The sequence below is a fragment of the Enterobacter sp. HG048 genome, assembly GCF_024702055.1.
Classification (GTDB): Bacteria; Pseudomonadota; Gammaproteobacteria; order Enterobacterales; family Enterobacteriaceae; genus Enterobacter; species Enterobacter dykesii.
The window spans coordinates 279,219-294,178 of sequence record NZ_JANLIZ010000001.1 but is presented as its reverse complement, the minus strand read 5'-3'; the positions used below and the strand labels follow the sequence as shown (position 1 = coordinate 294,178).

General features: G+C 57.8%; 13 protein-coding genes. 8 read left to right on the top strand and 5 right to left on the bottom strand.

Annotation, left to right across the window (positions count from 1 at the left end; genetic code table 11):
• Positions 1-14 precede the first annotated feature (14 nt).
• Positions 15-335, bottom strand: a complete 321-nt coding sequence (clpS, locus tag NUX24_RS01455) for an ATP-dependent Clp protease adapter ClpS (RefSeq protein ID WP_006174393.1) — start codon at positions 333-335, stop codon at positions 15-17.
• Between the two features lie 267 nt (positions 336-602).
• On the opposite strand from clpS, the gene cspD reads away from it, so the two are divergent.
• On the top strand, positions 603-824 hold the full coding sequence (gene cspD / locus NUX24_RS01450) for a cold shock-like protein CspD (protein WP_006809408.1): 222 nt from the start codon (positions 603-605) through the stop codon (positions 822-824).
• 70 nt (positions 825-894) lie between these two features.
• On the opposite strand, the gene macB is transcribed toward cspD, so the two are convergent.
• Both macB and macA read right to left on the bottom strand, forming a co-directional pair.
• On the bottom strand, positions 895-2,835 hold the full coding sequence (macB, locus tag NUX24_RS01445) for a macrolide ABC transporter ATP-binding protein/permease MacB (RefSeq protein ID WP_257829487.1): 1,941 nt from the start codon (positions 2,833-2,835) through the stop codon (positions 895-897).
• Positions 2,832-3,947, bottom strand: a complete 1,116-nt coding sequence (gene macA, locus NUX24_RS01440) for a macrolide transporter subunit MacA (protein ID WP_047653122.1) — start codon at positions 3,945-3,947, stop codon at positions 2,832-2,834. The genes macB and macA overlap by 4 nt, the downstream gene beginning before the upstream one ends.
• A gap of 159 nt (positions 3,948-4,106) precedes the next feature.
• Here macA and NUX24_RS01435 point away from each other — a divergent pair, with 159 nt between their 5' ends.
• Complete coding sequence (locus tag NUX24_RS01435; RefSeq protein WP_257829485.1) at positions 4,107-5,063, top strand: VirK/YbjX family protein; 957 nt, start codon at positions 4,107-4,109, stop codon at positions 5,061-5,063.
• On the opposite strand, the gene NUX24_RS01430 is transcribed toward NUX24_RS01435, so the two are convergent.
• Entirely contained in the window at positions 5,060-6,718 is a 1,659-nt protein-coding gene (locus tag NUX24_RS01430; protein WP_029739481.1) for an ATP-dependent endonuclease, read from the bottom strand. The genes NUX24_RS01435 and NUX24_RS01430 overlap by 4 nt on opposite strands.
• A gap of 290 nt (positions 6,719-7,008) precedes the next feature.
• Here NUX24_RS01430 and aqpZ point away from each other — a divergent pair, with 290 nt between their 5' ends.
• The 4 genes from aqpZ (at position 7,009) to hcr (ending at position 11,561) form a co-directional block, all read left to right on the top strand.
• Positions 7,009-7,704: an aquaporin Z gene (gene aqpZ / locus NUX24_RS01425; protein WP_257829482.1), complete on the top strand. Its 696-nt coding sequence runs from the start codon at positions 7,009-7,011 to the stop codon at positions 7,702-7,704.
• 181 nt (positions 7,705-7,885) lie between these two features.
• Positions 7,886-8,785 (top strand): lysine exporter LysO family protein, encoded by a 900-nt coding sequence (locus NUX24_RS01420; protein WP_047653130.1) that lies wholly within the window; start codon positions 7,886-7,888, stop codon positions 8,783-8,785.
• A gap of 144 nt (positions 8,786-8,929) precedes the next feature.
• Entirely contained in the window at positions 8,930-10,582 is a 1,653-nt protein-coding gene (hcp, locus tag NUX24_RS01415) for a hydroxylamine reductase (protein WP_257829479.1), read from the top strand.
• 10 nt (positions 10,583-10,592) lie between these two features.
• Positions 10,593-11,561: an NADH oxidoreductase gene (hcr, locus tag NUX24_RS01410; RefSeq protein ID WP_257829477.1), complete on the top strand. Its 969-nt coding sequence runs from the start codon at positions 10,593-10,595 to the stop codon at positions 11,559-11,561.
• 45 nt (positions 11,562-11,606) lie between these two features.
• On the opposite strand, the gene NUX24_RS01405 is transcribed toward hcr, so the two are convergent.
• Complete coding sequence (locus NUX24_RS01405; protein WP_033145069.1) at positions 11,607-12,041, bottom strand: DoxX family protein; 435 nt, start codon at positions 12,039-12,041, stop codon at positions 11,607-11,609.
• 151 nt (positions 12,042-12,192) lie between these two features.
• Between NUX24_RS01405 and poxB the strand changes: the two genes are divergently transcribed.
• On the top strand, positions 12,193-13,911 hold the full coding sequence (gene poxB, locus NUX24_RS01400) for a ubiquinone-dependent pyruvate dehydrogenase (protein ID WP_023310968.1): 1,719 nt from the start codon (positions 12,193-12,195) through the stop codon (positions 13,909-13,911).
• A 38-nt stretch (positions 13,912-13,949) separates the two neighbouring features.
• The gene (gene ltaE / locus NUX24_RS01395; protein WP_257829474.1) at positions 13,950-14,951 is read left to right on the top strand and encodes a low-specificity L-threonine aldolase; all 1,002 of its coding nucleotides are present in this window, start codon (positions 13,950-13,952) and stop codon (positions 14,949-14,951) included.
• Positions 14,952-14,960 lie beyond the last annotated feature (9 nt).

The following is a 14,960-nucleotide window of genomic DNA, read 5'->3' as shown; positions in this document are numbered from 1 at the left end:
AATTTTATGCCTTATCAGGCCTTTTCCAGCGTACACAGCAACGGATGCTCGTTCTCCCTCGCATAGTCGTTCACCATCGCCACTTTGGTTTCCGCCACTTCGGCTGTGAAGATGCCGCAGATAGCTTTGCCACGATAATGAACGGTAAGCATCAGTTGCGTTGCACGTTCTACATCATAAGAAAAGAACTTTTGTAGCACGTCAATAACAAATTCCATCGGCGTGTAATCATCGTTCATTAACATAACTTTATACATAGATGGCGGTTTTAGCGCGTCGCGCACTTTGTCTTCCGCCAGCTGGTCGAAATCCAGCCAATCGTTGGTCTTACCCATTATGCATAACCACTTTGAATCTACCTCAGATGTTAGATAACAATCATCTATTACTGTCATCCGCGATGTCTGTCACAAACTGTTGCAATAGCGTTAACTGCTTCAAACTTTGGTTGATTATTGTCCCATCTCCAGCGCCAAACGCTTGACGACTTCTTTCGTTTCTCTAAATTGTACAAGCGTGAGATGGCGAGGTTTTGAACAGCCCCCACTCCACCACCGGTTCATTCCATCTTAACTTATAAGATTTACGAAGGATGTCGAAGCATGGAAATGGGTACTGTTAAGTGGTTCAACAACGCCAAAGGGTTTGGCTTCATCTGCCCCGAAGGCGGCGGCGAGGATATCTTCGCTCACTATTCCACCATTCAGATGGATGGTTACAGAACGCTCAAAGCCGGGCAGTCCGTCCGGTTCGATGTACATCAGGGACCAAAAGGCAATCATGCCAGCCTAATCGTACCCGTTGAAGCAGAGACGGTTGCATAGCTCTCTGTTTTATTGTGTACATCCCGCAGTCAAAATGCCAGCCCGATCGGCTGGCATTTTTATTTTCGGGTTATTCCCGAGCCAGCGCGTCCACCGGATCCAGCCGCGCCGCGTTGCGGGCGGGCAACCAGCCAAACAAAATGCCGGTAAAGGTCGAACACAAAAAGGCGGTGATAATGGCAACCGGCGAGAAGCCAATCTCCCAGCCGGGTAAAAAGAGCTGGAGCGCAAACGCGATCATCATCGAGAGCGCAATGCCCATCGCCCCGCCGACCAGACACACCAGTACCGCTTCAATCAAAAACTGCTGCAGCACGTCGCTGGCCCGGGCCCCGACCGCCATGCGGATGCCGATCTCCCGGGTGCGCTCGGTGACCGACACCAGCATGATATTCATCACCCCAATACCGCCGACGACCAGCGAGATCACCGCCACCAGCGTGAGGAACAGCTGAAGAGTACGTGTGGTCTTTTCCGCCGTTTTCAAGAGGCCGTCCATATTCCAGGTGAAGAAATCTTTCTTCCCGTGGCGCAGGGTCAACAGCCGCTCAAGCTGCTGTTCGGCGAGCGCGCTGTCGTAGCCCTCCTTCACGCGTACGGTGATGGAGTTGAGCCATGACTGCCCCATAATCCGCCCTGAGATGGTGGTGTAGGGCAGCCAGACGCGCAGGATCTTGCTGCTGCCAAACATCGACTGCTTCTCTTCCGCCACGCCGATGACCGTGGCAGGCATGTTGCCGACCAGGATCACTTCGCCCACCACGTTGGCTTTATTTGGGAAGAGCTGCCTGCGCGAGTTTGCGTCCAGCACCACCACCTGCGCCCTGCCCGCCAGCTGCTCGGCGTTGAAGGTGGCACCTTCGCTGAAGGTCATGCCGTAGACGTTGAAGTAGTCTCCGCTCACGCCGTTAGCGCTGGCGGCCACGTCAACGTTGCCCACGCGCAGACGCAGGTTCTGCGAAACCGCAGGCGTGGCGGAGTTTACCCACGGCTGCTTCTGAATCGCCGCCAGATCGTCGTACTTCAGCGCCTGCTGATACTGCGGCTCGTCGTCGCCAAAGTCTTTGCCGGGATAGACGTCAATGGTATTGGTGCCGATGGCGCGGATATCGGCCAGCACCAGCTGCTTCGCCGCGTCGCCCACCACCACAATCGACACCACCGAGGCGATCCCGATAATGATGCCGAGCATCGTCAGCAGAGTGCGCATTTTGTTGGCCGCCATCGCCAGCCAGGCCATGGTTAGCGCTTCGCGAAAGCCGCTGGAGAACTGCCCCCAGCCGGTTGATGCCGGCAGCGCTTCTTTCGGCGCCGCAGCCCTGGACTCACGCGGCGGCGGGTTGCTGACCAGCTCGCCGTCGTGGATCTCAATAATGCGTTCCGCCTGCGCCGCCACCTGCGGATCGTGGGTGACGATGATCACCGTATGCCCCCGATCGCGAAGCTGGTGCAGGATCGCCATCACCTCTTCGCCGGAATGGCTGTCGAGCGCGCCGGTCGGTTCATCCGCGAGGATCACCTGCCCGCCGTTCATCAGGGCACGGGCAATACTCACGCGCTGCTGCTGGCCGCCGGAAAGCTGCGACGGCTGGTACTCCACCCGTTCCGCCAGCCCCAGACGCGTCAGCAGCATCTGCGCGCGCTCAAGTCGCTTTTTCCGCTCGACGCCCGCATACACCGCAGGCACTTCCACGTTCTGCGCCGCATTCAGGTGAGAAAGCAGATGGTAACGCTGGAAGATAAAGCCGAAATGTTCCCGGCGCAGCTTCGCCAGCGCGTCGCCGTTCAGCGTGGAGACATCCATCCCGGCCACGCGATAGGTCCCGCTGGTCGGCTTATCCAGGCAGCCGAGAATGTTCATCAGCGTCGATTTACCGGAACCCGATGCGCCGACAATAGCCACCATCTCGCCCGCCTCCACGCGCAGGGAGATGCCCTTCAGCACCTCCACCGGGCCGTCGCCGGACGGATAGCTGCGACGAATGTTATTCAGCTCAAGCAGCGCCGTCATTTAGCTGCTCCGGGCAGGCTTTCGCTGACAACAACCTCCTCGCCCTCTTCCAGCCCTTTCACCACCACCACGTCGGTGTCGTTGCGCGCGCCGATCACGACCTCGCGCTCGCGCGTTTCGCCGTTGCGCAGCACTTTCACTTTATAACGGCTCTCCCCGGCGGACTCGCCGAGCGCAGAGAGCGGAATGGTCAGCACGTTCTTCACGCCGGTCAGTTGGATATGCACCTGTGCGGTCATGTCCAGACGCAGCACGCCCTGCGGGTTTGGTACCTCAAAGCGGGCATAGTAGAAGATAGCGTCGTTAACTTTTTCCGGCGTCGGCAGAATGTCCTTCAGCACGCCTTCGTAGCGCGTTTGCGGGTCACCCAGCACCGTAAACCAGGCCTTCTGTCCCGGCTTAAGATGGATCACATCCGCCTCTGAAACCTGGGCTTTGACCAGCATAGTGCTCATGTCCGCCAGCGTCAGAATGTTTGGCGCCTGCTGCGCGGCAATCACCGTCTGGCCCTGCAGCGTAGTGATCTGGGTGACTTCGCCCGCCATCGGCGCGACGATTTTGGTGTAATCGAGGTTGGTTTTGGCCGTATCCAGCGAGGCCTGGTTGCGTTTGATTTGCGCGTCAATTGTGCCAATTTGCGCCTGTTTCACCGCCAGTTCGGTGGTGGCAGTATCTAAATCCTGTTTTGAAATAGCCTGGGTTTTGGCCAGCGCCTGCTGACGAGTCAGCGTCACCTGGGCCAGGTTACGCTCTGCCAGCGCCTGCGCACGCTGCGCGCGCAGCTCCATCAGCGTGGCTTCCACCTCGCGGATCTGGTTCTCAGCCTGCTCAGGATCGATCACGCCGAGCAGCTGACCTTTTTTCACCTTGTCGCCAATCTCAACCGACAGCGTTTTCAGCTGGCCGCTGACCTGAGCGCCGACGTCAACCTTGCGCAGCGCGTCAAGCTTGCCCGTCGCGAGGACGTTTTGCTGCAGTTCGCCCGGGCGAACAATCAGCGTCTGATACTGTGGCACCGGCGCATTCAGCACCTGCCATAGCCAGTACCCACCGGCTAAAACCGCGACCGCCAGCAGCAGAAACCACGTTCTGCGTTTTCCCTTGAGGTTCATAAATATTCCAAATAAATGTTCTGGCAATTATAAATGTTGATTCTATCTAAACGACTCTTCAACGAAACCCCTGTTCTCCGAAATCGCCCTAATTTGTTTACGAGACGTTGACATTCCCCCTGTTGAAATAGCGATATTCCAAAAGGATCAGGATCTACCATGTCTTCTATCGTCGATACATCACTTTCAAACCTGCCGCAGCCAAAATCCGGCTGGCAGCTCTTCAAAAACCTGGCTTTCGGTGAGATCGCACCCGGGCTGGCATGGGAAAACACCGCCTACCGACGTAAGTTCATGCTGCGTTCACTGGCGACACCGTTCAGCACCGCGCGTCTGCTTTCTGAGCTTGCCAGGCATCCGCACCTGATGCAAATGCTCCAGGTTCAGCCGGGGCTGCCCTGCCGCCTTCATCGTCCATGGCTGACTGTCAATATGGATCGACAGCGTGCGCTGGAATCGCTGTCCTGGCACTACCAGATGATGTGTCGCCAGCTGCCGGCGACGCTGACAAAGGGTTACCTCTCAAAGCAGGGCGTGACCCTGCTGACCATAGCCGGAAAAGATGAACAGCAATTTACCGTCCGCCTGTGTGCCGACGCGTTTATGGATAAAGAGGGAGAAGCTACCCTCGTTTTCCGTGACGGTCAAAATACGGCGCTGGCGGAGATGACCTTTACGCTATGCCAGTTTGAGGGAAAATCAACGCTGTTCATTGGCGGTTTGCAGGGCGCAAAAGCACATGTTCCCCATGAGCTGATCCAGAGTGCGACGAAAGCCTGCCACGGTCTGTTCCCGAAACGTCTGCTGGTCGAGGCCGCCATGACCCTCGGCGCCGCGTTCCCGGTAGAGCAAATTGTTGCCGTCAGTAACGATACGCACATTTATCGCAGCTGGCGCTACCGCAAGAAAAAAGAGGGCAAACTGCTGGCCGATTACGACAGTTTCTGGATCTCCCTCGGCGGCGAAAAGCAGGACAACGGTAACTTTATGCTGCCGCTCGTCATGCCGCGTAAACCAATGGAAGAGATCGCCAGCAAAAAACGCTCCGAATATCGCCGCCGCTACGAACTGCTGGATAGCCTGATTCAGCAGGTGAAACAGGCGACCCAAGGCTAATCCGCTTTCCCGCGTGCCAGCCACAGCACGCGGGAGAACATCTTCCGCAGCAGGGTCGGCACCGCCTCCACGCCCCGCCTCCCCGCTTCCGTCGCCACTTCAATGGCTAAATCCGGTTTTGACGAACGATGAATGGCTTTGGCGATTACGCGCCGCATGTTCATCGGGACATCGACCGGCACCATGGCAATTCGGTGGAAGACGTCGTCGAACCCCTGACGATACATAAAGTGCTCCATGTCCATCGCGGGCAGCATGGTTAAATGGTCGCGCTCTTCCTCGCGCTCGTTGTTCAGCAGGCTACGCACGGTCGAAGCATATTTTTTGCCCGCCTCATCACCGTCTACCAGCACGTGCCACTCGATCCCCATCCGGCGGGCAAATTTTATCAGCGGCTTTAATCCCGACTGGGCGAATTCGATCACCTTAATGCCTTCCGCATCAAAATGGTGGCCGCACTGGCGCGCCAGCTCGTTGATAACCCAGGTTTCCGTTTCCCCCTCCACCAGCAGCCAGCAGCGGGCAAAGAGCGACGACGCCCGGTTAAAGCGAATATGAAACGCGATGCGCCGCCCGTCTTCCGCATTCAAACCGCCCGGCCCAAGCCGGAAAGCGGAAACGCGGGAGGATTCACGCACCAGGCGACATACGTGTTCTACCGGCGTCAGCGATAATAATTCTCCGGAATTGGTGGTCGTAATGCGCTGGAGCGGCAGCAGATTCAGCAGATGCCATGCCACGGAGAGCATGATGGGATGCAGGCGCGTTTCCGGGTCTTCCACCAGCAGCAGCGGCCTGGCGTCCCGGTCCAGACGAACGGTGCCTTTGGCCTGCAGAAGCGTTGAAAACAGCCCCAGCAGAATCACCCGATGGGTGCGACCGCCGGGCCGGTCGATCATCCGGTTAATGATGTCGAGGTAACGCCAGCTTCGCTGCTCATCATGAGAGCGGCGGCGCATCAGACGGTGGCGCGACTCCGACGTGCCCTGCTCGGAAAAATAGTGCTCCAGAAGCTGTACCATTGCGGACAACCCCTGACGAATTTGGCCATCGGTCAGATTCTGCGGACGCGACACCAGCTCTCTGGCCAGAAAATCCAGCTCGCGGGCGGTGACTTCCACTTCCGGCATATTCGGTACGGTACCGTTACGAATACGCCGCATAAAACGCGCATCGCGCAGGCGTAACACCGGCGTCAGGCGGATCAGATGGCGGGCCAGATCGTCGATATTGTCCAGCGGGATCGGGTTGGCTTTCTCATCGAGAAAATCACGCAGGGTGAGTACCCCCTCGTTCTCCGCCATCTCGCCTTCCAGCCGATAGAAAATCCGGTGGAAACCGTCATCGCACGGCACCCAGCAGGGTGACAGCGGGCGGAAGCGACGCACGCGGTGACGTCCGGGCTCGGATTCGCGGAACGTCAGGATGATATGCAGGTGCTTCTCGCGCCCCGTTACGTCACCGGGCGGAAACCAGAAATCGTCGCGGACGAAGTGATACAGATCGTCTTCGGGCGAAAGCAGTAGCGTCAACGCATCCAGCAGGCTGGACTTACCCCACGCATTCTCGCCAATCAGGACGTTGTTCTGCTCCAGCTGCAGCGACAGACGGTTAATACCGCGAAACCCGACAATTTCCACACGTTCGAGAAGCATAAATCCCCCGCGAAATGATCACTTTTTCCTTCAAGTTATCAGCAGTATAGCGGGAGGCGCTCTGCCACGACAGCACAACATTCGCCCTTACCAGAATTGGTCTAAGCTCTATTTACCGCTGATTTGAACAAGGATTGACATCACATTGCCTTAAATCAAATTAATCGAATTTATTTAAGTGGCGAAGGGGTGTTATTGGTTTTTAAAATACGGGCTCTTTGAGTCGTCATCCCTTTATGGCGATATATCCCGTGCGCGGGAATGCGTGCGGAAAATTATTTGAGGTGGTTATGTTTAGAAAATTGGCAGCAGAATGCTTTGGTACATTCTGGCTGGTATTTGGTGGCTGCGGTAGCGCCGTTCTGGCAGCAGCATTCCCGGAATTAGGCATTGGTTTTGTCGGCGTCGCGCTGGCGTTTGGTTTAACCGTATTAACCATGGCGTTTGCCGTGGGGCATATTTCCGGCGGCCATTTTAACCCGGCAGTGACATTAGGTTTATGGGCCGGTGGTCGTTTTCCGGCGAAAGAGGTGATTGGTTATATTGTCGCCCAGGTGGTTGGCGGTATTATCGCAGCGGGGGTTCTGTACGTGATTGCCAGCGGTAAAGCCGGGTTCGACGCGGCGGCCAGCGGCTTTGCCTCTAACGGCTTTGGCGAGCACTCTCCGGGCGGCTACTCCATGCTGTCTGCCATCGTGATTGAAATCGTGCTTACTGCCGGCTTCCTGCTGGTGATCCACGGCGCAACGGACAAACTCGCGCCAGCCGGTTTCGCCCCGATCGCCATTGGTCTGGCGCTGACGCTTATCCACCTGATTTCTATTCCGGTCACCAACACCTCCGTTAACCCGGCGCGCAGTACCGCCGTCGCCATCTTCCAGGGCGGCTGGGCGCTTGAGCAGCTGTGGCTATTCTGGGTGATGCCAATTATCGGCGGTATCCTGGGCGGCGTGCTGTATCGCACCCTGCTGGAAAAACGCGATTAATCTTTCCTCCCTCTCCCCGTGGGAGAGTGCCGGGGTGAGGGCTGCAGGCCGCACACCCCACATAGACACAAGCCGGGTAAGGCGTAGCCGCCGCCCGGCTTTCTTTTGCCGCTTTACTGAACAGTCTTTATTGGGTAGTGTCACTGGCGCTTAACCGATACTCAAAAAGGACCGGCTGTTCATGTTTTCAGGACTCCTCATCATTTTGCTGCCCTTGATCGTGGGCTATCTTATTCCGCTGCACCGTGAATCCGCATTAAGGCTCATTAATCGATTCCTGAGCTGGATTGTCTACGTTATTCTTTTCTTTATGGGGATTAGCCTGGCATTTTTGGACAACTTATCGGCGAATTTACTCTCCATCCTCCATTATTCTGTCGTCACCGTGGTGGTTATTTTGCTGTGCAATATTGCCGCGCTGCTGTGGCTGGAGCGCACTATTCCATGGAAAAATCACCACCATCAGGAAAAACTCCCTTCACGAATTGCAATGGCGCTTGAATCATTAAAATTATGCGGCGTCGTGGTGCTCGGTTTTCTTCTTGGGCTGACCGGTTGGGCATTTTTACAGCACGCGACTGAGGCCAGTGAATATACGCTGATCTTCCTGCTGTTCCTGATTGGTATTCAGCTGCGAAATAATGGCATGACGCTAAAACAAATTGTCCTCAACCGTCGGGGGATGATGGTTGCCGTTATGGTTGTCGCCAGTTCAATGGTGGCGGGCGTCATTAACGCCTTTATTCTCGATCTGCCGCTGAAAACCGGCCTGGCGATGGCGTCTGGTTTTGGCTGGTATTCGCTCTCCGGTATTCTGCTGACCGAATCGTTCGGTCCGGTGATCGGCAGCGCCGCCTTCTTTAACGATCTGGCGCGCGAGCTGATTGCCATCATGCTGATCCCGAGCCTGGTTCGCCGCAGCCGTTCTACCGCGCTGGGCCTGTGCGGCGCAACGTCAATGGACTTTACCCTGCCGGTACTACAACGCTCCGGAGGGCTGGAGATGGTGCCCGCGGCTATCGTGCACGGATTTATTTTAAGCCTGCTGGTTCCGGTCATGATGGCCTTCTTCTCTGCCTGATACTTCTTTGGCGGTAGGTTTCCTGCCGCCAAAATTGCGCTAAATCAATCTCCCTCTATTTTGTAGCAGAAAGCCCTTTTCTCCGTTCTGGCACAGGCATAACCTTAAACATGTATATCAAATATAACTTTAACAGGTGTGATTATGTTTTGTGTGCAATGTGAACAAACCATCCGTACCCCGGCAGGCAATGGCTGCTCTTACGCACAGGGTATGTGCGGTAAAACCGCAGAAACATCTGACCTGCAGGACCTGCTGATTGCGGCCCTGCAGGGCCTTTCCGCATGGGCGTTCAAAGCCCGCGAATACGGCATTGTCGACCACTACGTCGATAGCTTCGCCCCGCGCGCGTTTTTCTCCACCCTAACCAACGTTAACTTCGACTCTCCGCGCATTGTCGGCTACGCCCGCGAAGCGATTGCCCTGCGTGAAGCGCTGAAAGCACAGTGCCTGAAGGCGGACGCCAGCGCCCGCGTGGAAAACCCGATGTCTGAGCTGCAGCTGGTCAGCGACGATCTCGGCGACCTCCAGCGTCAGGCGGCAGAATTCACCCCGAATAAAGACAAAGCGGCGATTGGCGAGAACATTCTCGGCCTGCGCCTGCTGTGCCTGTACGGCCTGAAAGGCGCTGCGGCCTATATGGAACACGCGCATGTGCTCGGTCAGTACGACAACGACATCTACGCCCAGTACCACAAAATCATGGCGTGGCTGGGTACCTGGCCTGCCGATATGAACGCGCTGCTTGAGTGCTCAATGGAAATCGGCAAGATGAACTTCCGCGTGATGAGCATTCTGGATGCCGGTGAAACCAGCACCTACGGCCACCCGACGCCGACGCAGGTCAACGTCAAGGCAACTGAAGGCAAGTGCATCCTGATTTCCGGTCACGACCTGAAAGATCTCTACAACCTGCTGAAGCAAACCGACGGCACCGGCGTTAACGTTTATACCCACGGCGAAATGCTGCCGGCGCACGGCTACCCGGAGTTGCGTAAATTTAAGCATCTGATCGGTAACTACGGCAGCGGCTGGCAGAACCAGCAGGTGGAGTTCGCCCGCTTCCCTGGCCCTATCGTGATGACCTCTAACTGCATCATCGACCCGACCGTCGGCGCGTACGATGACCGCATCTGGACCCGCAGCATCGTCGGCTGGCCGGGCGTGAGCCATCTTGAAGGTGACGATTTCGGGCCGGTGATTGCGCAGGCGCAGCAGATGGCAGGCTTCCCGTACAGCGAGATCCCGCACCTTATTACCGTCGGCTTCGGTCGTGAAACCCTGCTGGGTGCTGCTGATTCGCTGATCGATCTCGTCAGCCGTGAAAAGCTGCGCCACATCTTCCTCGTCGGCGGCTGCGATGGCGCGCGCGGCGAGCGTAACTACTTCACCGATTTCGCCACCCGCGTGCCGGAAGACTGCCTGATCCTGACCCTGGCGTGCGGCAAATACCGTTTCAACAAGCTGGACTTCGGCGACATCGAAGGTCTGCCGCGCCTGATCGATGCGGGCCAGTGTAACGATGCTTACTCGGCCATCATTCTGGCGGTCACCCTGGCGGAGAAACTGGGCTGCGGCGTGAACGACCTGCCGCTGTCGCTGGTGCTGTCATGGTTCGAGCAGAAAGCGATTGTCATCCTGCTGACCCTGCTCTCTCTCGGCGTCACCAACATCGTGACCGGCCCGACCGCGCCTGGCTTCCTGACGCCGGACCTGCTGGCGGTGCTGAACGAGAAATTCGGCCTGCGTTCCGTGACCAACGTTGAAGACGATATGAAACAGCTGCTGAGCGCGTAAGGAGTAATTCATGACCATGCCAACCTCACAATGCCCGTGGCGGATGCAGGTTCATCACATCCATCAGGAGACGCCGGATGTGTGGACGCTGTCGCTGCTGTGCCATGACTACTATCCGTACCGTGCAGGTCAGTATGCGCTGGTCAGCGTTCGCAACTCGGCGGACACCCTGCGCGCCTATACCCTCTCCTCAACGCCGGGCGTGAGCGAGTACGTTACGCTCACCGTCCGCCGCATTGACGACGGCGCGGGCTCTCAGTGGCTGACGCGGGACGTGAAGCGCGGGGATTATATCTGGCTGTCTGACGCGCAGGGCGATTTCACCTGTGACGACAAAGCAGACGATAAATTCCTGCTGCTGGCGGCGGGCTGTGGCGTAACACCGATCATGTCGATGCGCCGCTGGCTGGCGAAGAACCGCCCGCAGGCCGACGTGCAGGCGATCTTCAGCGTCCGTTCCCCGGAAGACGTGATTTTTGCCGGGGAGTGGCGTGATTATCCGGTGACGCTGGTGGCTGAGCACAACGCGACGCACGGCTTTGTGCCCGGTCGCCTGAGCCGCGAGCTGCTGCAAAGCGTGCCGGATGTTGCGAACCGCACCGTGATGACCTGCGGCCCGGCGCCGTACATGGATATCGTGGAGAAAGAAGTGAAAGCGCTTGGCGTGACCCGCTTCTTCAAAGAGCAGTTCTTCACGCCGGTGGCGGAAGCGGCAACCAGCGGCATTACCTTCACCAAACTGCAGCCTGCGCAGACCTTCTTTGGCCGCGTGGGGACCACGCTGCTGGAGGCGCTGGAAAGCAACAAGGTGCCGGTAGCGGCGGCCTGTCGCGCGGGCGTGTGCGGCTGCTGTAAGACGAAAGTGGTATCCGGGGAGTACACCGTCACCAGCACCATGACGCTGTCCGACGCGGAAATTGCTGAAGGCTATGTACTGGCGTGTTCATGTCATCCGCAGGGTGATTTGGTTCTTGCCTGATAAAAAATGCCCGGTGGCGCTAGCGCTTACCGGGCCTACAAAACATCACCGCCACGCGGGCGCTTTACCCAGGGCAAACCGCCCCGCCCCTAAAAACGCGACCGCCAGCGAGCCGATAAAGAAGTACACCAGGCTTTCAATCGCCCATGCGCCTACCTTATCGAGGGCGAGCGTTTCACCCATTCCCACCATCAGCCACGCCACAATCATCGTAAAGGCCAGCACCAGCGCGGCCGGGCGCGTAAAGAGCCCAACGATAATCAGGATCGGTGCCACCACTTCGCCAACCAACACGCCGTAGGCGATAAATCCCGGCAACCCTTTTTCCACCAGCATGCCGCTAATAAAGCCCACGCCGCCAAAAAGCTTGTGCAAACCGTGAAAAAGCATCAGCCCGCCGACGGCAAGTCGTAACAAGAGTTTGCCAAGATCGTCGCACGATAGCTTTTCATTAACAGCAATTAACAATGATTTAACCATTTGAAATGATTCCTGTTTTTACCGAGGTAACACCAGATTATGCCGAATAATTGCGCGTGAAAAGCACCTTTTAATTGGGGGGATGCGACGGGCAATACGGAGACTTTCTTCTAAGCTTGTAAGCGATATCACAAAAAGGAGACGGACAACCATGAAACAAACCGTGGCTGCATATATAGCGAAAACACTCGAACAGGCTGGCGTGAAACGTATCTGGGGCGTAACCGGCGATTCCCTGAACGGACTTAGCGACAGCCTCAACAAGATGAAGACCATCGAATGGATGCCCACCCGCCATGAAGAGGTTGCCGCCTTCGCCGCGGGCGCTGAAGCACAGCTCACGGGGGAACTGGCCGTCTGCGCCGGATCGTGCGGGCCGGGTAACCTCCATCTGATCAACGGGCTGTTCGACTGTCACCGTAACCACGTGCCGGTGCTGGCCATTGCCGCCCATATCCCCTCTTCCGAAATCGGCAGCGGCTATTTTCAGGAGACGCATCCGCAGGAGCTGTTCCGTGAATGCAGCCACTATTGCGAGCTGGTTTCATCCCCGGAGCAGATCCCGCAGGTGCTGGCGATAGCCATGCGTAAAGCCGTGCTGAACCGCGGCGTTTCTGTGGTCGTTATCCCGGGCGATGTGGCCCTCAAGGCCGCGCCGGAAGGGGCCAGCACCCACTGGTATCACGCCCCACAGCCGGTGGTGACGCCCGCAGAAGAGGAGCTGAAAAAGCTGGCACAGCTGCTGCGTTACTCCAGCAATATCGCCCTGATGTGCGGCAGCGGCTGCGCGGGCGCGCACAAGGAGCTGCTTGAATTCGCGGGTAAGCTTAAAGCCCCCATAGTTCACGCCCTGCGCGGCAAAGAGCACGTTGAATACGACAACCCCTTTGATGTGGGGATGACCGGTCTGATCGGTTTCTCCAGCGGCTTCCACACCATGATGAACGCCGACACGCTGATCCTGCTCGGCACCCAGTTCCCGTATCGCGCGTTCTACCCGACGGATGCGAAAATCATTCAGATTGATATCAACCCGGCCAGCATCGGCGCGCACAGCAAGGTCGATATGGCGCTGGTGGGCGACATCAAATCCACGCTTGCCGCCCTGCTGCCGCTGCTGGAAGAGAAAACCGACCGCAAGTTCCTCGATAAAGCGCTAAGCGACTATCGCGATGCCCGCAAGGGGCTGGACGATCTCGCCAAACCGAGCGACAAAGCCATTCACCCGCAGTATCTGGCGCAGCAGATCAGCCATTTCGCGGACGACGATGCCATCTTCACCTGCGACGTAGGCACGCCAACCGTCTGGGCGGCCCGCTATCTGAAGATGAACGGCAAACGCCGCCTGCTCGGCTCGTTTAACCACGGCTCGATGGCCAACGCCATGCCGCAGGCGCTGGGTGCAAAAGCGACGGCCCCGGAGCGTCAGGTGGTGGCGATGTGCGGCGACGGCGGGTTCAGCATGCTGATGGGGGATTTCCTGTCGGTGGTACAGATGAAGCTGCCGCTGAAAATCGTGGTCTTTAACAACAGCGTGCTGGGCTTCGTGGCGATGGAGATGAAGGCCGGAGGCTACCTGACGGACGGCACCGAGCTGCACGACACCAACTTCGCGCGCATCGCCGAGGCCTGCGGCATCACCGGTATTCGCGTGGAGAAAGCCTCCGAGGTGGATGAGGCCCTGCAGCGCGCGTTTTCCATCGACGGTCCGGTGCTGGTGGATGTCGTCGTCGCCAAAGAGGAACTTGCGATCCCGCCCCAGATCAAGCTTGAACAGGCCAAAGGCTTTAGCCTCTATATGCTGCGCGCCATCATCAGCGGGCGCGGTGACGAGGTGATCGAACTGGCAAAAACCAACTGGCTCAGGTAAAACATTTCGCATGACCTCTTAATATAAAGGGATGTGAAATGATTGATTTACGCAGTGATACCGTAACCCGCCCGAGCCGCGCCATGCTCGAAGAGATGATGGCCGCCCCGGTCGGGGACGACGTCTACGGCGATGACCCGACGGTCAACGAGCTGCAGCGCTACGCGGCTGAACTGAGCGGCAAGGAGGCCGCGCTGTTCCTGCCGACAGGAACGCAGGCTAACCTGGTGGCGCTGCTCAGCCACTGCGAGCGCGGGGAAGAGTATATCGTCGGCCAGGGCGCGCATAACTATCTCTACGAAGCCGGCGGCGCTGCGGTGCTCGGCAGCATCCAGCCGCAGCCAATTGACGCCGCGCCGGACGGCTCCCTGCCGCTCGATAAGGTCGCGGCAAAAATCAAAGCTGACGATATTCACTTCGCCCGCACCCGGCTGCTCAGCCTCGAAAACACCCACAACGGCAAGGTCCTGCCGCGCGAGTACCTGAAAGCAGCGTGGGAATTCACCCGCGAGCGCAGGCTCGGCCTGCACGTGGACGGCGCGCGCATCTTTAACGCCGTCGTGGAGTATGGCTGCGAGCTGAAAGAGGTTGCGCAATATTGCGACTCTTTTACCATCTGCCTGTCAAAAGGGCTGGGCACGCCGGTGGGTTCCCTGCTGGTCGGCAACGCGGACTACATCAAGCGCGCCAACCGCTGGCGTAAAATGACCGGCGGCGGCATGCGTCAGGCGGGTATTCTGGCGGCTGCCGGGCTGTATGCCCTGAAAAACAACGTGGCGCGTCTGAAGGACGATCACGACAACGCCGCGTGGATGGCGGCTCAGCTGCGCGAGATTGGCGCCGACGTGATGCGCCACGACACTAACATGCTGTTCGTACGCGTGGGCAATGACCGCGCCGCCGCGCTGGGTGAATTTATGAAATCACGTGGCGTGCTGATCAACGCCTCACCCGTCGTGCGCCTGGTCATGCATCTCGACGTGAGCCGCGAGCAGCTGGCCGACGTGGTGAAACACTGGCAGGCGTTTTTACAGCGATAAGGAGCATCA

What these genes read in the sequence shown, in the direction of transcription:
- clpS (WP_006174393.1), bottom strand. Translation starts at nt 335, where the DNA reads ATGGGTAAGACCAACGATTGGCTGGATTTCGACCAGCTGGCGGAAGAC.
- cspD (WP_006809408.1), top strand. Translation starts at nt 603, where the DNA reads ATGGAAATGGGTACTGTTAAGTGGTTCAACAACGCCAAAGGGTTTGGC.
- macB (WP_257829487.1), bottom strand. Translation starts at nt 2,835, where the DNA reads ATGACGGCGCTGCTTGAGCTGAATAACATTCGTCGCAGCTATCCGTCC.
- macA (WP_047653122.1), bottom strand. Translation starts at nt 3,947, where the DNA reads ATGAACCTCAAGGGAAAACGCAGAACGTGGTTTCTGCTGCTGGCGGTC.
- NUX24_RS01435 (WP_257829485.1), top strand. Translation starts at nt 4,107, where the DNA reads ATGTCTTCTATCGTCGATACATCACTTTCAAACCTGCCGCAGCCAAAA.
- NUX24_RS01430 (WP_029739481.1), bottom strand. Translation starts at nt 6,718, where the DNA reads ATGCTTCTCGAACGTGTGGAAATTGTCGGGTTTCGCGGTATTAACCGT.
- aqpZ (WP_257829482.1), top strand. Translation starts at nt 7,009, where the DNA reads ATGTTTAGAAAATTGGCAGCAGAATGCTTTGGTACATTCTGGCTGGTA.
- NUX24_RS01420 (WP_047653130.1), top strand. Translation starts at nt 7,886, where the DNA reads ATGTTTTCAGGACTCCTCATCATTTTGCTGCCCTTGATCGTGGGCTAT.
- hcp (WP_257829479.1), top strand. Translation starts at nt 8,930, where the DNA reads ATGTTTTGTGTGCAATGTGAACAAACCATCCGTACCCCGGCAGGCAAT.
- hcr (WP_257829477.1), top strand. Translation starts at nt 10,593, where the DNA reads ATGACCATGCCAACCTCACAATGCCCGTGGCGGATGCAGGTTCATCAC.
- NUX24_RS01405 (WP_033145069.1), bottom strand. Translation starts at nt 12,041, where the DNA reads ATGGTTAAATCATTGTTAATTGCTGTTAATGAAAAGCTATCGTGCGAC.
- poxB (WP_023310968.1), top strand. Translation starts at nt 12,193, where the DNA reads ATGAAACAAACCGTGGCTGCATATATAGCGAAAACACTCGAACAGGCT.
- ltaE (WP_257829474.1), top strand. Translation starts at nt 13,950, where the DNA reads ATGATTGATTTACGCAGTGATACCGTAACCCGCCCGAGCCGCGCCATG.